General features: G+C 64.2%; 20 protein-coding genes. 8 read left to right on the forward strand and 12 right to left on the reverse strand.

The annotated features are described in order from the left end of the window. Positions 1 to 156 precede the first annotated feature (156 nt). From ACVOLQ_RS14390 to grxD, 3 genes are read right to left on the reverse strand one after another with little or no spacing between them, the layout of a single operon-like run. Entirely contained in the window at positions 157 to 750 is a 594-nt protein-coding gene (locus tag ACVOLQ_RS14390) for a YhgN family NAAT transporter (RefSeq protein WP_313169524.1), read from the reverse strand. Then, the gene (locus tag ACVOLQ_RS14395; RefSeq protein WP_313169522.1) at positions 747 to 1490 is read right to left on the reverse strand and encodes an SDR family NAD(P)-dependent oxidoreductase; all 744 of its coding nucleotides are present in this window, start codon (positions 1488 to 1490) and stop codon (positions 747 to 749) included. Before ACVOLQ_RS14395 ends, ACVOLQ_RS14390 begins: the two co-directional genes overlap by 4 nt. Then, positions 1487 to 1807 carry a Grx4 family monothiol glutaredoxin gene (gene grxD, locus ACVOLQ_RS14400; RefSeq protein ID WP_313169521.1) on the reverse strand — a complete coding sequence of 107 codons (321 nt, stop codon included), beginning with the start codon at positions 1805 to 1807 and terminating at the stop codon, positions 1487 to 1489. Before grxD ends, ACVOLQ_RS14395 begins: the two co-directional genes overlap by 4 nt. A 117-nt stretch (positions 1808 to 1924) precedes the next feature. Here grxD and ACVOLQ_RS14405 point away from each other — a divergent pair, with 117 nt between their 5' ends. Beyond that, entirely contained in the window at positions 1925 to 2503 is a 579-nt protein-coding gene (locus ACVOLQ_RS14405) for a superoxide dismutase (protein ID WP_313169519.1), read from the forward strand. 123 nt (positions 2504 to 2626) lie between these two features. Here ACVOLQ_RS14405 and ACVOLQ_RS14410 read toward each other — a convergent pair whose 3' ends face one another. Genes ACVOLQ_RS14410 through purE form a run of 3 tightly spaced genes read right to left on the reverse strand, consistent with a single transcriptional unit; the run spans position 2627 to position 4668 of the window. Beyond that, the gene (locus ACVOLQ_RS14410; protein WP_481528448.1) at positions 2627 to 2962 is read right to left on the reverse strand and encodes a carboxymuconolactone decarboxylase family protein; all 336 of its coding nucleotides are present in this window, start codon (positions 2960 to 2962) and stop codon (positions 2627 to 2629) included. A gap of 45 nt (positions 2963 to 3007) precedes the next feature. Beyond that, entirely contained in the window at positions 3008 to 4168 is a 1161-nt protein-coding gene (locus tag ACVOLQ_RS14415; RefSeq protein ID WP_313169516.1) for a 5-(carboxyamino)imidazole ribonucleotide synthase, read from the reverse strand. After that, complete coding sequence (gene purE, locus ACVOLQ_RS14420) at positions 4165 to 4668, reverse strand: 5-(carboxyamino)imidazole ribonucleotide mutase (RefSeq protein WP_313169514.1); 504 nt, start codon at positions 4666 to 4668, stop codon at positions 4165 to 4167. Before purE ends, ACVOLQ_RS14415 begins: the two co-directional genes overlap by 4 nt. Positions 4669 to 4727: 59 nt before the next feature. Here purE and ACVOLQ_RS14425 point away from each other — a divergent pair, with 59 nt between their 5' ends. From ACVOLQ_RS14425 to ACVOLQ_RS14440, 4 genes are all read left to right on the forward strand, one after another. Further along, the gene (locus ACVOLQ_RS14425; RefSeq protein ID WP_313169512.1) at positions 4728 to 4997 is read left to right on the forward strand and encodes a Trm112 family protein; all 270 of its coding nucleotides are present in this window, start codon (positions 4728 to 4730) and stop codon (positions 4995 to 4997) included. Further along, positions 4997 to 5854 carry a carboxylating nicotinate-nucleotide diphosphorylase gene (gene nadC / locus ACVOLQ_RS14430; protein WP_313169510.1) on the forward strand — a complete coding sequence of 286 codons (858 nt, stop codon included), beginning with the start codon at positions 4997 to 4999 and terminating at the stop codon, positions 5852 to 5854. The genes ACVOLQ_RS14425 and nadC overlap by 1 nt, the downstream gene beginning before the upstream one ends. A 118-nt stretch (positions 5855 to 5972) precedes the next feature. Next, the gene (locus ACVOLQ_RS14435; protein ID WP_481528451.1) at positions 5973 to 6890 is read left to right on the forward strand and encodes a DUF2272 domain-containing protein; all 918 of its coding nucleotides are present in this window, start codon (positions 5973 to 5975) and stop codon (positions 6888 to 6890) included. Between the two features lie 69 nt (positions 6891 to 6959). After that, positions 6960 to 7310, forward strand: a complete 351-nt coding sequence (locus ACVOLQ_RS14440; RefSeq protein WP_313169509.1) for a DUF3301 domain-containing protein — start codon at positions 6960 to 6962, stop codon at positions 7308 to 7310. Between the two features lie 312 nt (positions 7311 to 7622). Here ACVOLQ_RS14440 and ACVOLQ_RS14445 read toward each other — a convergent pair whose 3' ends face one another. From ACVOLQ_RS14445 to ACVOLQ_RS14470, 6 genes are all read right to left on the reverse strand, one after another. After that, the gene (locus tag ACVOLQ_RS14445) at positions 7623 to 8057 is read right to left on the reverse strand and encodes a ClpXP protease specificity-enhancing factor (protein ID WP_313169507.1); all 435 of its coding nucleotides are present in this window, start codon (positions 8055 to 8057) and stop codon (positions 7623 to 7625) included. A gap of 80 nt (positions 8058 to 8137) precedes the next feature. Further along, complete coding sequence (locus ACVOLQ_RS14450; protein ID WP_313169506.1) at positions 8138 to 8773, reverse strand: glutathione S-transferase N-terminal domain-containing protein; 636 nt, start codon at positions 8771 to 8773, stop codon at positions 8138 to 8140. A 143-nt stretch (positions 8774 to 8916) separates the two neighbouring features. Then, on the reverse strand, positions 8917 to 9660 hold the full coding sequence (locus tag ACVOLQ_RS14455; RefSeq protein WP_313493670.1) for a cytochrome c1: 744 nt from the start codon (positions 9658 to 9660) through the stop codon (positions 8917 to 8919). After that, a complete protein-coding gene (locus ACVOLQ_RS14460; protein ID WP_313169502.1) occupies positions 9653 to 10915 on the reverse strand; it encodes a cytochrome b in 1263 nt (420 codons plus the stop codon). The genes ACVOLQ_RS14455 and ACVOLQ_RS14460 overlap by 8 nt, the downstream gene beginning before the upstream one ends. A gap of 2 nt (positions 10916 to 10917) precedes the next feature. Then, entirely contained in the window at positions 10918 to 11538 is a 621-nt protein-coding gene (gene petA, locus ACVOLQ_RS14465) for a ubiquinol-cytochrome c reductase iron-sulfur subunit (protein WP_313169500.1), read from the reverse strand. A gap of 178 nt (positions 11539 to 11716) precedes the next feature. Next, complete coding sequence (locus ACVOLQ_RS14470) at positions 11717 to 12634, reverse strand: lytic transglycosylase domain-containing protein (RefSeq protein ID WP_481528449.1); 918 nt, start codon at positions 12632 to 12634, stop codon at positions 11717 to 11719. A 145-nt stretch (positions 12635 to 12779) separates the two neighbouring features. Between ACVOLQ_RS14470 and miaB the strand changes: the two genes are divergently transcribed. The 3 genes from miaB to ybeY all read left to right on the forward strand — a co-directional run bounded on the left by miaB (position 12780) and on the right by ybeY (position 16357). Further along, complete coding sequence (gene miaB, locus ACVOLQ_RS14475; protein WP_481528450.1) at positions 12780 to 14261, forward strand: tRNA (N6-isopentenyl adenosine(37)-C2)-methylthiotransferase MiaB; 1482 nt, start codon at positions 12780 to 12782, stop codon at positions 14259 to 14261. Between the two features lie 627 nt (positions 14262 to 14888). Next, positions 14889 to 15875 carry a PhoH family protein gene (locus ACVOLQ_RS14480; RefSeq protein ID WP_313169495.1) on the forward strand — a complete coding sequence of 329 codons (987 nt, stop codon included), beginning with the start codon at positions 14889 to 14891 and terminating at the stop codon, positions 15873 to 15875. Next, positions 15872 to 16357, forward strand: coding sequence for an rRNA maturation RNase YbeY (gene ybeY, locus ACVOLQ_RS14485; protein WP_313493664.1), 486 nt, complete (start codon positions 15872 to 15874; stop codon positions 16355 to 16357). Before ACVOLQ_RS14480 ends, ybeY begins: the two co-directional genes overlap by 4 nt. Positions 16358 to 16508: the final 151 nt, after the last annotated feature.

A 16508-nucleotide genomic window follows, 5' to 3' on the forward strand; every position in this document is an offset into this window, starting at 1 on the left:
AACCGAGCGCCTGATCGTCTTGAATCTTGGGGGTCCCTTCCGAGGCGGTTTCAGCCGCAACGGTTAAGATAAGGTTAACACGGTAATGACAATTTATGACTGCAATAAGACAACGATGTTGCGCTGCGGCAGTTTTCCCCGCGTACGATCAAGCAGTTAGCGGACTGACGCCAGATAGGTTCCCAGGCCATCCAGCAACATCTGCACCGAGATTGCGACCAACAACATGCCCATGAGCCGCTCCAGCGCGGTCAGCGCGCGGGCGCCCAGCAGCTTGTAAAGCAGGGTTGCCGACATCAGGATCGCGGCGGTTGCCCCCCAGGCCAGCAGCAGGGCCAGGCTCCAGTCAGCCAACCGCTCCGGTTCATTGCTCCCCATCAACATCACCGCCGCCATGCCCGAGGGGCCGGCCACCAGCGGGATCGCCATCGGCACGATGAAGGGCTCACCATCCGGCACCGCCCCCATCAGCCCTTCCGGGCGCGGGAAGATCATGCGGATGCCGATCAGGAACAGCACGATGCCGCCCGCGATGGCCACCGACTCCTGGCGCAGATGCATCAGCTCCAAGGCGTATTTTCCACCCCAAAGAAACGCCATCAGCACTGCCAGCGCAATCAACAGCTCGCGCACCAGCACTATCCGCTGGCGCTTCGGCGCCAACGGCTTGAGCAGGCTCAGGAACACCGGAATATTGCCCAGCGGGTCCAGGATCAGGAACAACAGCAGGGCTGCTGAAAGGATCGTCACGGAGCCAGGTCCAACACCTTTCCTCGCCACGGCGTACCGGAGGCGGCAAGCAACTGCACGCAGGCGGCAGCGTAGTTGGCTGGATCCACCGGCGCCGCGTCTTCTTCATGGGTAAACGCACGCGCCCGCAGCCCGGTACGCATCGGCCCCGGCTGCATGCCACAGACCCGGACCGGACCATTGCGCAGCTCATGGTGCAGGCTCTCGACCAGCCCGCGCAGCCCGTACTGGGCTACCCCGTAACCGCCCCAATAGGCCTGCCCTACCCGTTGCGGATCATCCAGCGCGAACACCACCGCTGCGTCCTCACGCTGCCGCAGCAAGGGCAGGCAGGCCTGGGTCAACCAGGCACGGGCGGTCAGGTTTACGTGGATGGCCCGGGCAAAAGCGGCCGGATCACCGGAAGCAAACGGGGTCAGCCCGGCGAAATCGGCGGCGCAATGCAGCACGCCGTCCAGTCGCCCGAGCTCGGACTCCAGCCGTTCGGCCAGGGCCGCGTAGTCATCGGGGCTGGCCCCCTCCAGATCCAGCGGGTACAGCATCGGCTCTGGGCCAAGCTGTGCGGCACTGTCGTAGACCCGATTGAGCTTGGCGACCTTGCGGCCCAGCATCACTACCGTCGCGCCGGCCTCCGTGCAGGCCCGGGTCGCCGCCGCACCCAGACCGCCCGCAGCACCCGCTATCAGAATTACCCGACCAGCCAGGTCGGCGCCCACGTCCCCCCGGGGCTGGGCACTCACGCTTGCCCGGCCTCGGCAACGATACGCTTGAGTTCACCGGACTCGAGCAGCTCCAGGATGATGTCGCAGCCGCCAATCAGCTCGCCGTGCATGAAAAACTGCGGGAAGGTAGCCAGATTCGAATAGCGCGGCAGGTTGGCGCGCACCTCCGGGAACTCCAGCAGATTGACCGTGCGCAGATTGATCGCACCGGCGGCCAACAGCGCCTGCACGGCACGACTGGAAAAGCCGCACATCGGGTACTGCGGCGTACCCTTCATGAACAGGACGAGGGGGTGTTGCTCCACCTCAGCCTGGATTTGCTCCATCACCGGCATTCGAATTCTCCCTACTGCGAAAGAACGGCCCGTCCTGGTCGGATAGACTTTCCCGTGGTTGACCATTGTAAGCCGAGCCGGCCGACTCCCGGCGCCCTGCCCCGAAAAGAATGCCCGATGCCCGTCCAACTGCCTGAACTACCCTACTCCCGAACCGCGCTGCAGCCACACATCTCTGCCGAAACATTGGATCTGCATCACGGTCGGCACCACCGTGGCTATGTGGAGACGGTCAATGCACGCATCGCCGGCACCGAGCTGGATGCACAGTCGCTGGAGGAAATCGTACGCAACAGCCAGGGCAGCCTGTTCCAGGCGGCAGCGCAGGCGTGGAACCACGACTTTTTCTGGCAGTGCCTGCATCCGCGCGCAGGCGGCGACCCGCACGGCGTATTGGCCGAGCACATCAATCGCCAGTTCGGCGACGTGCAGAAGCTGCGCGAGGAATTCAATCGGGCGGCCCTGGGCGTGTTCGGCTCGGGCTGGACCTGGCTGGTGCAGCACCCGGACGGCAAGCTGGCCATCGTCAGCACCCGCAACGCCAACACCCCATTGACCGGCGACAGCACGCCACTATTGGTCTGTGATGTATGGGAGCACGCGTATTACAGCGACTACCAGAATGATCGCGCGCGTTTTCTACAGGCGTTCTGGAAGCTGGTGAACTGGGATTTTGTAGCCGCGCAACTTCGCTGAACTTGTTTGGAGCCAGCAGGTTCGCGTTCCGCATTTCGCGACCAAATCCGCTACTCGCCATTCTCGCGCAGGCTGGAATGACGAGTTGAAAGTTCCCTGAGTGAGCCAAAAGCACCGCCCGCCTCACTCGTGCGCAGCCACCGCGTCCAGCACGCGCGCCGAATAGACCAGCGCCGCACCGGCATTGAGCGCCACCGCCACGCCGAGCGCTTCGGCGATCTCCTCGCGACTGGCACCCTGCTTCAAGGCCGCGTCCACATGGGTGGTGATGCAGCCATCGCAGCGCGTGGTCACCGCCACCGCCAGCGCGATCAACTCGCGGGTCTTGCCGTCCAGGTGATTGGCCTGCGCGCCCGCCCCGCTCAAGGTGATATAGCCCTTGAGCGTATCCGGCGAGAGCTTGCCCAGCTCACCGATGCGGCCCTTCAACTCACGGCGGTAATCGTTCCAGTCGAGCATGGCAGGTTCTCCAGTTGGGACGGGAGAACCTTACGCCGGCAATGATTAGCTCGCCGTCATGCCGCCGCGACGCAGGACATCAACCACCGGTGCGACCTGCGCCTGCCGGCCCAAGGCCTCACCGACGCGCGACAAAGCATCCGCCAAAGCCGCCGGGGCGTCATCCCGCAGGTTGGCATGGCCGACCTTGCGGCCTTCACGTGCCTGCTTGCCGTAGTCATGCCAGTGACCGGCAGCCTCGCCCAGCACGGCCTTGGCGTCGGGCATCTGCCCCAGCCAATTCAGCATGCAGGCGTGGCCGAGCATGCGGGTATCGCCCAAGGGCAGGCCAAGTACGGCGCGGATGTGGTTCTCGAACTGCGAGGTTTCAGCGCCGTCGCTGGTCCAATGGCCCGAGTTGTGTACGCGCGGCGCCATTTCGTTGGCCAACAACGCATCGCCACGACAGAACAGCTCCAGCGCGAATACGCCTACATAATCCAGGCGCTCGGCAACGCGGCGTGCATAGGCGATCGCAGTGGCCTGCTGATCGGCAGACAGCGCCGCCGGCGCCAGGCTGGCTGACAACACGCCATCCACGTGCCAGTTGGCGGTCAGCGGCCAGGCACGGAACTCACCGTCGCGGCCACGCACGGCGACCACGCTGATTTCGCGGTCAAACGCCACGAAACCCTCGAGTATCAGCCCGGTCTTGTCGACCTGCGTGCCCAGCGTCTGCCAGGCTGCATCGATATCCGCCGCTTCGCGGATGCGAAACTGGCCCTTGCCGTCATAGCCCAGCCGACGGGTCTTGAGGATGCAGGGCATGCCGAACTCGGCGACCTTGGCCGCCAGTTCATCCCGGCTGCGGATGTCGGCAAATGCCGGCAGCGCGATGCCCAGTTCCTGGAACAAGGTCTTTTCGCTGAGCCGGTCCTGCGCCACCGCCAATGCGGCCGGATTCGGGAACACCGGCTTGCGCTCGGCCAGCCAGCGCGCGCTCGCCGCAGGCACATTTTCGAAGTCGAAGGTGATCACGTCGACCTTGGCAGCGAACTCAGCCAGCGCCTGGGTGTCATCGAAGTTGCCCACCTGCAATGGCGCCACCTGCCCCGCGCAGGCATCGGCCGCCGGATCGAACACCATGAAGCGCAGTCCCAGCGGAGCTCCCGCCAGCGCCATCATCCGGGCCAGTTGCCCGCCACCGAGAATGCCAACCGTAATCATTGGCGCGGATCGTCCGCAGCCATCACATCTTCGGTCTGGCGCGTGCGGAAGGCGTCCAGCGCAGCGCCAATCTGCGGCTGCTCGGCCGCCAGCATGGCCGCGGCGAACAGGGCCGCATTGGATGCGCCAGCGTTGCCAATGGCAAAGGTCGCCACCGGGATACCGGCCGGCATCTGCACGATCGACAGCAGCGAATCCATGCCATTGAGTGCCTTGGACTGCACCGGCACGCCCAGCACCGGCACCGCGGTCTTGGCAGCCAGCATGCCCGGCAGGTGCGCTGCACCACCAGCCCCGCCGATGATCGCGCGCAGACCACGCGGGCCCGCCTGCTCGGCGTAGCTGAACAGCACATCCGGGGTACGGTGCGCGGAAACTACCTTCACTTCGTAGGGAACGCCCAAAGCATCAAGCTTCTGGGCGGCGTGCTGCATGGTTTCCCAGTCTGAGCGGGAACCCATCACGATGCCGACTAGCGGCGCGGGGTGGTCGAGGGTCATTGGCCGTCACCTGCTGCAAAGACGTATTCTAGCCGTCTTCCCAGCAAGACCACGACCTGATGGACCGCAAACTGCTCGACCTGCTCGTTTCCCCCGATACCCGCCAGCCGCTGTTCGTGCTGGAAAACGCCGGCCTGGAAGCCCTCAACCGTGCCATCAGCGCCGGCAGCGTGACCCGCGCCGACGGCAGCGCTCAGGCCCAGCCCCTGCGCGAAGCCCTGGTTACCGGCGACCGCAAGCAGGTTTTCCGCGTCGATGACGGCATCCCGGTGCTGCTGGCCGACGAAGCCATCGCCACCGCCCAGATCACCGACTTCCCGGCCAAATAATGCTGCCGCACCCGCCGCTGGCCCCGCCACAGGAACAGATTGACGCCGATGTCGCCCGCGCCCTGGCCGAGGACATCGGCAGCGGCGACGTCACTGCCGCGCTGCTGCCCGATGTCGCCGATATCGCCTACCTGCTGTGCAAGCAGGATGCGGTGATCGCCGGCCGCCCCTGGTTCGACGCCACCCATCGTGCGCTGGACCCGCAGGTACGGATCGACTGGCGGGTACTGGAAGGTGACCGCGTCAGCGCCGGCACGGTGCTGGCAACCCTGAGTGGACGCAGCCGCAGCCTGGTCAGCGCCGAACGGACCTCGCTCAACTTCCTGCAGACCCTGTCCGGCACCGCCACCATCACCGCCGGCTACGTCGCGGCGGTAGCCGGCACCAGGGCACGCATCCTCGACACCCGCAAGACCCTGCCCGGCCTGCGCCTGGCGCAGAAGTACGCGGTGCGCTGCGGTGGCGGCGACAACCATCGCATCGGCCTGTTCGATACGGTGATGCTGAAGGAAAACCACATTCGCGCCGCCGGCTCGTTGACCGCTGCCGTGCACGCCGCACGCGCGCAACAACCCAAACTGCCGCTGGTGGTCGAAGTCGAGGACCTGCAACAGTTGCAGGAAGCCTTGGCCGCCGGTTGCGAGCGCATCCTGATCGACGACTTCAGCGCGGCGATGCGGCGCGATGCCGTGCGCATCACGGCCGGGCGGATTCCCCTGGAAGTCTCCGGCAGCGTCGACATGACCACGCTGCGCGCCATTGCCGAAGATGGCGTGGACTGCATTTCCATTGGCGGGCTGACCAAGCACGTGCAGGCCATCGATCTGTCGCTGAAGCTGGGCCCGCCCCCGGGCTGACTCACGGCACGCACACGTCCCCCGCTGCGACACTCCCCCAATATCCCTCGCGGAGCCTGCTGTGGCATATCGATTTCTGTTGTGCGGCGTGACCCTGCTGCTGCCCGCCCTGCCGGCGATGGCGGCCGAAGCCTGTGATGTGCCGCCGCGCTATGGCCTGAGCGAAACCGCCAAAGCCGTCGTCGCGACGGCCTGCGGTGAACACCGGTTGTGGTATCGCCCCTTCATCGACCGTGAGGGCCGCATCGCCAGCCTCGGCGTTACCGAAGCCGAGAACGAGCATCTGGCCGACAATGGCCTGATCGCCTGGCAGCGCGTTGTCGGCTATTGGCGCGATAGCGGCACGCTTGGCCCGATGGGTGCCATCGCCGGCGCCAGCAGCTGTGCGCAGCCGGCAGGCAACCGGTATACCGACAGCGATTGCCGCGCCTTCCTGATCGACAACCCATGGTCGGCCGCCTTCATCTCCTGGGTGATGGCGCGCGCCGCCGTGCCGGGCTTCACCCGCTCACCCCGACATATCGACTACATCCGCGCTGCCTACCAGAGCGGCAGCAATGGCTCGCCCTATCGGCTGGCCGACCCGGCAAGCGAGAAGCCCGCCCCCGGCGACATGCTGTGCTTCCTGCGCGACCGCAGCAGTACCTTGAACTACGCAGGACTGATCCAGGCACTGGGCAGTGGCCGCGCTGGCAACTGGAAATCGCATTGCGAGATCGTGGTCAGCGCCAACATGGGCGGGGACCGCACGCTTTACCTGGTCGGCGGCAACGTCGCCAACTCGGTGGTCATGCGCAAGCTCATGCTTGACCGTACCGGCCTGCTCGAACTGCCCAAAGCCAACGCCGCGCAGGCATCCGGTTATCCGGTCGAGACCAGCTGCTCGCCGGGGCAGGAGGAAGAATGCAACCTCAACCGACAGGACTGGGCAGCGCTGCTGAAGCTGACCGCGACCACCCCAACGCCGACGTTCAACTCCACCGCACCCTTGCCGCCACCACCAGACGAACCCATCCCGGCACCGGTCACCCACTGAAGCCCGCGCACGCGTTCGCGGCCAACGAAATAGCTGCGCATGCGTGAGCGGATCGCCTAAAGTGCGTGCATGCCTACCCTTCTCATCCTGATGATTGTCGGCGCGATTGGTTTTGCTTTCTGGGACCGCTCCCGCGCCGCTGCCGACCGCGCCACCGAACTGGGCCGCAACGCCTGCCGCGCCGCCGACGTGCAATGGCTGGACCAGAGCGTGCACAGCACCGGCCTGCGCCTGTGTCGCCTGCCCAATGGCTGGGTTGGCTTCGAGCGCAGCTTCCGTTTCGACTATTCCTATGATGGCCAGGATCGTCACACCGGCCGCATGGTCCTGCGCGGCCGCGAATTGATTTCCTTCAGCGGCCCTGCCGCCGCGCAGATCGGCCGCCTGCGCAAAAGCACCGAAGAAGCCGAAGACATCTGATCCAACCGGTAGTGCCGAGCCATGCTCGGCAGAGGCCTTACCAGCACACCCGAACCGTAGTGCCGAGCCATGCTCGGCAGTGGCTTTACCGAAACATCTGGCGGACTGCATGCACCTTTGCAGGAGCGGCGTCAGCCGCGAAGCTGATGCACGGGAAGTTGCGGACATGCCAACGACCTGACAGAACCTTGGCTTCGCGGCTGACGCCGCTCCCGCAAGCAGCTGCTGGCCTCGCGTGGAAAGCCCCAGCCGAGCGTGGCTCGGCACTACACAGAGCCCAAACAAAACCGCCGCCTTGCGGCGGCGGTGGAATCATTTGACGACCCGCAGGAACGGGCGCTTTGCGGCTGGCTGCGGACGCTCAGGCGGATCGGTCGGCGGCGTATCGTCATCGTCAGGACTGGTGTCAGTACCGGGGATATCGTCCGGCAACGCCATGCCCTGCCCCGTCTCGCGTGCGTAGACCGCCAGCACCGCGGCAATGGGTACGTATACCGGGAAACTGGTTCCGGAAAAACGCGCCGTGAAACTCACCGCATCATTGTCGATATGCAGGCCAACAACGGCGCGCTCGGCGATATTGAGCACCACCCGCTCCTCCTTGACCGCGCTGCTCGGCACCTGCACGCCAGGGACTCCAGCATCGACCATCACGTGCGGCGTCATGCCATTGTCGTTGATCCACTCCACCAGCGCCCGCAACAGATACGGGCGGTGGCTGCTCATCCGGAAAGTTTCTTCAGTCATGGCACAAGTGTACGCGTCATTGACGCACGATCACCGACTGCCGGCGGTGATCGATTAGTTCGGATACAGCCGGCAGCAGCTCAGCCCGGCAGTTCGCGCAACTTCTTTTCCTGGTCGGTCAGGCTGCGGACGAAACCCGGATGCCGGAAGATACGGTTGCCATAGTCCTCGATCGCCTTCCCATCCTTGGGCAGTGCCACCCCCAGTGACTCCAGGCGCCAGATGATGGGCGCGATCGCGCAATCGGCCAGGCTCATTTCCGGGTTGAGGAAGAACTTCGAGGCCTTGAACAGCGGCACCGACTGTGCCACCAGCTCCTTCAAACGCTTGCGACCCGCCTCGGCCTGGGTCTTGTTGCCCATCTGAATGGCCTGCACCTGCGGCACCCAATCATGCTCGATGCGCAGCATCGCCAGCCGCAACCGCGCCCGCGACAGCGGGTCGACCGGCATCAACGGCGGGTGCGGATAGCGCTCATCCAGATATTCGCTGACCACCGAAGCCGCATACAGCACCAACTCACGCTCAACCAGGGTCGGCACGGAGTGATACGGGTTCAGGTCGATCAGGTCTTCCGGCGGGTTCTGCGCGTCGACCGGCACCAGATCGTAAGTCACGCCCTTGGCCGCCAGCACCAACCGCACCCGATGACACAGGGCATCGTCGTTTGCAGAGAACAAGGTCAGGGTATTACGCATACGCACACTCGCCGCCATCAAAGGCTCTCCATCGGTCGGATTCCGCCAACCTTACGGCCCCGCCAGCACATTGCCGACGGTGACCACGGTTACCCGAGTGTGCCAAGCCACAGGCGCAGTTGCCAAGGGCCCCTGCGCACAGTCCCCGGCCTGCACCCACCTCAATGCACGTCTTTCCAGTACTCGGTCTTGACCAGATAGGCCAGGAACGTGAGCAGGGCCAGGAACAACACCACCCACACACCCAGGCTCTGCCGCTTCAATGCCGCCGGCTCGCCGGCGTATTCGAGAAAATTGGTGATGTCGCGGACCGTCTGGTCATACGCCCGCGGATCAACCTTGCCCGGTGATGCAAGCTTGAAACCCACGACCGGCGGATCAATGCCTTCCTGCTCGGCCTTGCCATGGATCGCATGCTGCATGCCTTGCAACTCCCACAACGGGTTGGGCATGGAGGCATTCGGAAACACGCTGTTGTTCCAGCCCAGCGGTCGCGATTCATCGACATAGAACGATTTCAGGTAGCTGTATATCCAGTCACTGCCACGTACCCGCGAGATCAGGCTCAGGTCCGGCGGCATCTTGCCGAACCACTTGGTCGCCTCATCGTGCGGCATCGCCACCTGGATCTGCTCGCCGTAGGCGGCGCCGGTGAAGTTCAGGTTGTCCATCACCTGCTGTTCGGTCAACTCCAGGTCCTCACCCATGCGGGAGTAACGCAGGTACTTGAGCGAATGACAGCCCGAGCAATAGCTCATATAGGCCTGGGCACCACGCTGCAGCGACGCACGATCGCCCAGATCGTTGCCGGCCTGCATCAGCTTGCCACCACCTGCGGCCAGTGCCGGGACACAGAACAACATCGCGGCAGCCATGGCCAACCGCACAATCCATTTGTCAGTCATGCGTCGTCACCCGGTCCGGTACCTGCTTGGTGCTGTCGATCTTGGTCCACAGCGGCATGGTGATGAAGAAGGCGAAGTACAGGAAGGTCAGCACGCGACCCACCCAGGTCTCCCAGATCGCCGTGCCCGGACCGGAGCCAATCACCCCCAGCCAGACGAAGCACACCACCAGAATGCCCAGCATCACCTTGGAAATCGGGCCACGGTAACGCACCGACTTGACCTTGGCCTTGTCCAGCCAGGGCACCAGGAACAGGATGGCGATGGCCGAGAACATCACCATCACACCACCGAGCTTGTTCGGCACCACCCGCAACATGGCGTAGTACGGCGTGTAGTACCAGACCGGCTTGATGTGCTCCGGCGTCACCAGCCGGTTGGCCTCGGTGAAGTTGTCATGCTCAAGGAACAGGCCGCCGAACACCGGCGCGAAGAAGATGATGAAGGCCGCCAGGGTCAGCAGGAAGCCGACACCCACCAGGTCCTTGACCGTGTAATACGGATGGAACGGGATGCCATCGGCCGGCGCGGTCGGCGACCAGCGATTGCCCTTGGGACCCTTCTTGATTTCCACACCATCGGGATTGTTTGAACCCACTTCGTGCAATGCGCCGAGGTGCAGCACCACCAGCAGCAACAGCACCAGCGGCATGGCGATGACGTGCAGGGCGAAGAAGCGGTTGAGGGTGGCATCACCGGGCAGGTAATCACCCATGATCCATTCGGTCAGGCCATTGCCGATCACCGGGATGGCACCGAACAGCGAGATGATCACCTTGGCACCCCAGAACGACATCTGGCCCCAGGGCAGCACATAACCCATGAAGGCTTCGGCCATCAGCACCAGGTAGATCAGCATGCCCAGGATCCACACCAGCTCACGCGGCTTCTTGTAACTGCCGTACATCAAGCCGCGGAACATGTGCAGGTAAACCACGATGAAGAACAGCGAGGCACCGGTGCTGTGCATGTAGCGGATCAGCCAGCCCCACTCCACGTCACGCATGATGTACTCGACCGACGCGAACGCCTCGGCCGCGCTGGGCTTGAAGTGCATCGTCAGGAAGATGCCGGTGACGATCTGGTTGACCAGGATCACCATCGCCAACGAGCCGAAGTAATACCAGAAGTTGAAGTTCTTCGGCGCGTAGTACTCGCTGACGTGCTTGCGGTAGACCGGCATCAGCCCAGGCGCACGCTCGTTGACCCAGTTGGCCACGCCAGTGGCGGTACGGCTAAGGATATTGTCGGCCATGATCAGGCTGCCCCCTGCGGATCGACGCCAATGACGATGGTGTTGTCATCCACATAGTGATGCGGCGGCACCAGCAGGTTGATCGGCGCGGGCACGTCCTGGAACACGCGTCCGGACATGTCGAAGCGCGATTTGTGGCAGGGGCAGAAATAGCCCCCCTTCCACTGTGCGTCATACGGCTCGGGGCGGATCTCGGCCACCATCTCCGGCGAACAGCCCAGGTGGGTACACAGACCTACCAGCACGGAGATATCCGGCTTGATCGAGCGGAACTCGGGATTGGCCTTCAGCACGTAATCCGGTTGCTGGTCCTTATTGCCGGATTCCGGATCCTTGAGCCGCGCATCCAGGGTAGGCAATGCCTGCAGGATGGCCTTGGAACGCTTGACGATCCAGATAGGCTGGCCGCGCCACTCCAGGATCAGCCGCTGGCCTTCCTGCAACGCGCTGATATCGGCCGTCACCGGGGCACCGGCCAGTTTGGCGCGGGCGCTGGGATTCCACGACTTGATGAAAGGAACTGCTGCGAAACCAACGCCGACTGCCCCGACCACTGCTGTGGTCGCTGTCAAAAACCGCCGACGTCCGGTGTTGACTGGATCATTTACCCCATCGTTTGCCATCCGGCACTCCGATATTGATTAGGTAGCTAGAGGCTGCCAGCGGTCTGGTGGGGGCCATCCCGCTCTGAATCGAATCGTTCCCGAGTGTAGCGGAACGCTTAACGGTCACACAACGCGATCAAACACCAGTCCGCGAAATTTGTCACGGCCTGCTGCAACAGAAACGTCGAGGGTCTACTTACTGGCGCGTGGCCAGCTCGCCACGGTAGCGATCGGCCAACTGCGCGACACGCTGCACGTAGTACTGGGTTTCCTTGTAAGGGGGGACACCGCCATGACGGTCCACGGCACCTTCACCGGCGTTGTAACCAGCCGCAGCCAGGGTGAGGTTGCCATTGAAACGACGCAGCAACCACGACAGGTATTGCACGCCCCCGCGGATGTTCTGCCCCGCGTCATAGGAATCGGACACGCCAAAGCGTCGCGCCGTGGGAGGCATCAGCTGCATCAGGCCCTGGGCACCGGCACGGCTGAGCGCCGTCGGATTGAACGCCGATTCGGCATGGATGATGGCCCGCACCACCGCTTCCTCAACGCCGAATTCGCGTGCGGCCGAGGCGATCTCGGTGCTGTAGGCCTGGGTGTTCAGGCGCACCGAGCCGAAGTTGACCCTTGAGTTCACGCCGCAGGCAAAACAGCGCTCGATATAGCTGTACTGGATGGTACGCACTGCGCCGATGTTGGCCACCTGAGCCGGCCGGCTGCTGGTGTAGTGGCGCACCCCATCCTTCATATAGGAGTAGACCTGACCACTGATCACCCGCTGCGCCCGTCCTGCCGTTGTTGGCGCTGGTGTGGGTGGCACTGCGGTGGGGGCAGCCTGTGCAGCCACCGCCGTCGAACTGTCATTGGCTTGGCTCGCCGGAGCCGCAGCTACCGGGGTGGCGACGGGCGCCGGGGTCGGCGGCACATAACGCGGCACGTCGCGGGCCGGCCGATAACTGCTGACCACGCTGCAGCTCGCGCCACTGACGCGTTTGCTGACGTAATTGGGCACCCCATCGCTGCCGACACACTTGTACAGCGTGCCGGCACTGGCCGGCGAGGCGACCAATGCTGCAGCGAGAATGCCGGTGATCCCCAAAATCCCCTTCATGGGCGGGAGTCTCCCAGCTTCGCCGGGGCTTGCCAAGTATTTGACGCAGCGGCTTTCGTGCTCGGGCCCGCGGACCGATACAATAGCCGCCTACGAATGCAGCCCCAGCGGCTGCGTGCCCGCCCACCCGTCTGGAATAAGCGCCATGCCCGGGACGCCAGCAACTCCCCTGCCGATCACGGCCGGCTCCGCCGTGCCTACTGTTGAAATGACCACACCCGAACTGATTCCCCTGCCCGGCCAGCGGCCGACGGTTGCCGGCGGCGCGCACGGCAAGCCCAGCGATGGCTCGCCATCGCGCGGAAAGCTCTATATCAAGACCCACGGTTGCCAGATGAACGAGTACGACTCGACCAAGATGGCCGACGTACTCGCCGCCGCCGAGGGCCTGGAGCTGACCGACAACCCCGAAGAAGCCGACGTGGTGCTGGTCAACACCTGCTCCATCCGCGAGAAGGCGCAGGAAAAGGTGTTCAGCCAGCTCGGCCGCTGGAAGGCGCTCAAGGCCAATGGCCGCGACGTCATCATCGGCGTCGGCGGCTGCGTGGCCTCGCAGGAAGGCGAAGCCATCGTCAAGCGCGCGCCCTACGTGGACCTTGTGTTTGGCCCGCAGACCCTGCATCGCCTGCCGGAGCTGATCCGCGCCCGCCGCGAGCAGAACAAGCCGCAGGTCGACATCAGCTTCCCGGAGATCGAGAAGTTCGACCGCATGCCCGAACCGCGCGCCGAGGGCCCCTCGGCCTTCGTCTCGATCATGGAAGGCTGCTCCAAGTACTGCTCGTTCTGCGTGGTGCCCTACACCCGCGGCACCGAGGTCAGCCGCCCGTTCGAGGACGTGGTGGTGGAATGCGCACAGTTGGCCGAGCAAGGCGTGCGTGAGATCAACCTGCTCGGCCAGAACGTCAACGCCTACCGCGGTCCCTACGGCGACGGTGAGATTGCCGACCTCGGCCTGCTGATCCGCACCCTTGCCGAAATCGACGGCATCGGCCGCATCCGCTTCACCACCTCGCACCCGCTGGAGTTCAGTGATTCGCTGGTGGACGCCTACCGCGACGTGCCGAAACTGGCCAACTACCTGCACCTGCCGGTACAGGCCGGCAGCGACCGCGTGCTCAGCGCGATGAAGCGCGGCTACACCGCGCTGGAGTTCAAGGCCAAGATCCGCAAGCTGCGCGCGGTCCGCCCGGACATCTCGATCAGCTCGGACTTCATCGTTGGCTTCCCCGGTGAAACCGATGCCGATTTCGAGAAGACCATGAAGCTGATCGAGGACGTGGGCTTCGACCAGAGCTTCTCCTTCATCTATTCGCGTCGCCCCGGCACCCCGGCGGCCGACCTGGAAGACACCACGAGCGACGCCGACAAGCACGCCCGGCTGTCGCGCTTGCAGGCACATATCAATGAGCACGCAGCCGGCATCTCCGCGCGCATGGTCGGCACGGTACAGAACGTGCTGGTCGAGGGCCCTTCGCGCAAGGACCCGAATGAGCTGACCGGCAAGACCGAGAACATGCGTTCGGTGAACTTCCCGGCCAGTTCGCGTCTGATAGGCCAGTTTGTGGATGTGTTGATCACCGAAGCCTTCAGTAATTCGTTGCGCGGGCGGGTGGTTACGCAGGACTGAGGCCGACAGGCTCCGGATTGTCGGGTCTGGTTGGCGGGCCTGCTTCCTGCGGACCATGGCCCGCGAGGGTTGGGGCCGAAGTTCACCGATCCAAAGCAGGAGCGCCTTCACCCCTGCCCCCGCTCCGCCGCAGACCTTGCGCTTGGCGCAAGGTCGTTCGCTGGGCCGCGAATCCGTGGCCCGCAAGCAACCCCTCTCACCCCGCCAGCGGGAGGGGGGAGCAGCTGTCGTTGTTCGCTTCTGCTTTGAAAAGCCGGTACGGCCCGTTCTCACCTCTTGCCGTTCGCCTTTGCCCCGGCACAGCGGTCATTTATTCGCCACACCGACCCGGAGCCCGCCGTTATTGGGCTGCGCGCGGTTATCCACATGTTCATCCCGAATCGATCCACACAAATTGTGGACAACTTGTTACCTGCAAACCATCGAATGTGGCAATTTTTTAACCAACCCGCCAAGAGGCTTATGCCGCAAGGGCCGGACAGGGATATCCACAGCTTGGCCCACGCCACATCCACATCGACTGTGGAGAACACTGAGAACCGCGACCCCGCTGGTGGTCGACGGGCCGCAGGGGTACCCTTCTCGGGTCCAAGGCACGGCTTCGCCGGCCAGTAACCGTTAGTAAAAATGACCACCACGACGCATCGCGACTTCACTCTTGACCCCGTTGACAACGAACGGCTGGCCAACCTGGCCGGCCCCTTCGACGAACATCTGCGCCAGGTCGAACTCAAACTGGGCGTGGAGGTTGCCAACCGCGGCCATGTCTTCCGCGTCAGCGGCCCGGGCAAGACCGCGCTGGAAGCGGAAAAACTGCTCAAGGCGCTGTATGCCGAGGCGGCCGACACCGTCTTCGACAGCCACGCCATCCATCTGCGCCTGAACCGCGCCAATGTCGATCACGTGACCGAGCAGGCCTATGAAGCGCAGGAAGTAGCGGTCAAGGTCAAGCGCGGCACGGTGCGCGGGCGCGGTGCAAACCAGTCCAAGTACCTGCACCAGATCGCCACCCACGACATCAGCTTCGGCATCGGTCCGGCCGGTACTGGCAAGACCTTCCTGGCAGTGGCGATGGCGGTCGATGCACTGAACGAATCACGCGTGCAGCGGCTGATCCTGGTGCGCCCGGCAGTTGAAGCCGGCGAGAAACTGGGCTTCCTGCCCGGCGACCTGACCCAGAAGGTCGACCCTTACCTGCGCCCGCTGTACGACGCCCTGTACGAAATGCTGGGCGTGGAAAAGGTGGCCAAGCTGCTGGAGAAGAATGTCATCGAGATCGCGCCGCTGGCCTATATGCGCGGCCGCACCCTCAATGACGCCTTCGTGATCCTCGACGAGGCCCAGAACACCACCATCGAGCAGATGAAGATGTTCCTGACCCGCCTCGGCTTTGGCTCGACCGCGGTTGTCACCGGCGACCTGACCCAGACCGACCTGCCCAAGCACGTCAAATCCGGCCTGCGCGATGCCATCGAGGTACTGCGTGGCGTGGACGGCGTCAGCTTCACCTTCTTTGAATCGCGCGACGTGGTGCGCCACCCCCTGGTGGCCCGTATCGTCAGCGCCTATGACCGTCGCGATCTGCAACAGGTCAAACCCGGAGCAAGTGAATGACCAAGGGTCCTGTGCGTCTTGATGTCGCGGTCAGCTACGCCCTGCCCCGCGCCGGCCTGCCGGCAGCGGTGAGCTTCCGCCGCTGGGTGGCTGCCGCCTTGAAAGGCCGCATCCGCGAAGCGGATCTGGCCATCCGCGTGGTCGACGCCAAGGAAGGGCAGTCACTGAACCGCCACTACCGGGGTAAGGACTACGCCACCAACGTACTCAGCTTTCCGGCCGAGCTGCCCGAAGGCCTGCCCAAGGGGGTGAAGTTCCCGTTGCTGGGTGACCTTGTGATCTGCGCGCCGGTGGTCGCCCGCGAGGCCGAGGAACAGGACAAGGCGCTCAACGCCCACTACGCCCACCTCACCGTCCATGGTGTGTTGCACCTGCTCGGCTGGGATCACGAGGACGACAAGGAAGCCGAGGCCATGGAACAGCTGGAGCGCGAGATCCTGGCCGACCTGGGCATCGCCGACCCCTACGCCAACGAGCAATAGGCACAGGTAGTCCCGAGCCATGCTCAGCAGAAGCTTTCCTGGCAATGCCCGGTAGTGCCGAGCCATGCTCGGCAGAGGCCTTCCCAGCAAAGCCATGTAGTGCCGAGCCATGCTCGGCAGAAGCTCTACCGGTAAAGCCCCTGCCGAGCAT

It is taken from the genome of Stenotrophomonas sp. STEN031 (assembly GCF_056759975.1).

Excerpts from the sequence above, each read along its gene's own strand:
- grxD (WP_313169521.1), bottom strand. The coding sequence starts at position 1,807 with ATGCCGGTGATGGAGCAAATCCAGGCTGAGGTGGAGCAACACCCCCTC.
- ACVOLQ_RS14405 (WP_313169519.1), top strand. The coding sequence starts at position 1,925 with ATGCCCGTCCAACTGCCTGAACTACCCTACTCCCGAACCGCGCTGCAG.
- ACVOLQ_RS14410 (WP_481528448.1), bottom strand. The coding sequence starts at position 2,962 with ATGCTCGACTGGAACGATTACCGCCGTGAGTTGAAGGGCCGCATCGGT.
- ACVOLQ_RS14415 (WP_313169516.1), bottom strand. The coding sequence starts at position 4,168 with ATGATTACGGTTGGCATTCTCGGTGGCGGGCAACTGGCCCGGATGATG.
- purE (WP_313169514.1), bottom strand. The coding sequence starts at position 4,668 with ATGACCCTCGACCACCCCGCGCCGCTAGTCGGCATCGTGATGGGTTCC.
- ACVOLQ_RS14425 (WP_313169512.1), top strand. The coding sequence starts at position 4,728 with ATGGACCGCAAACTGCTCGACCTGCTCGTTTCCCCCGATACCCGCCAG.
- nadC (WP_313169510.1), top strand. The coding sequence starts at position 4,997 with ATGCTGCCGCACCCGCCGCTGGCCCCGCCACAGGAACAGATTGACGCC.
- ACVOLQ_RS14435 (WP_481528451.1), top strand. The coding sequence starts at position 5,973 with ATGGCGGCCGAAGCCTGTGATGTGCCGCCGCGCTATGGCCTGAGCGAA.
- ACVOLQ_RS14440 (WP_313169509.1), top strand. The coding sequence starts at position 6,960 with ATGCCTACCCTTCTCATCCTGATGATTGTCGGCGCGATTGGTTTTGCT.
- ACVOLQ_RS14445 (WP_313169507.1), bottom strand. The coding sequence starts at position 8,057 with ATGACTGAAGAAACTTTCCGGATGAGCAGCCACCGCCCGTATCTGTTG.
- ACVOLQ_RS14450 (WP_313169506.1), bottom strand. The coding sequence starts at position 8,773 with ATGGCGGCGAGTGTGCGTATGCGTAATACCCTGACCTTGTTCTCTGCA.
- ACVOLQ_RS14455 (WP_313493670.1), bottom strand. The coding sequence starts at position 9,660 with ATGACTGACAAATGGATTGTGCGGTTGGCCATGGCTGCCGCGATGTTG.
- ACVOLQ_RS14460 (WP_313169502.1), bottom strand. The coding sequence starts at position 10,915 with ATGGCCGACAATATCCTTAGCCGTACCGCCACTGGCGTGGCCAACTGG.
- petA (WP_313169500.1), bottom strand. The coding sequence starts at position 11,538 with ATGGCAAACGATGGGGTAAATGATCCAGTCAACACCGGACGTCGGCGG.
- ACVOLQ_RS14470 (WP_481528449.1), bottom strand. The coding sequence starts at position 12,634 with ATGAAGGGGATTTTGGGGATCACCGGCATTCTCGCTGCAGCATTGGTC.
- miaB (WP_481528450.1), top strand. The coding sequence starts at position 12,780 with ATGCCCGGGACGCCAGCAACTCCCCTGCCGATCACGGCCGGCTCCGCC.
- ACVOLQ_RS14480 (WP_313169495.1), top strand. The coding sequence starts at position 14,889 with ATGACCACCACGACGCATCGCGACTTCACTCTTGACCCCGTTGACAAC.
- ybeY (WP_313493664.1), top strand. The coding sequence starts at position 15,872 with ATGACCAAGGGTCCTGTGCGTCTTGATGTCGCGGTCAGCTACGCCCTG.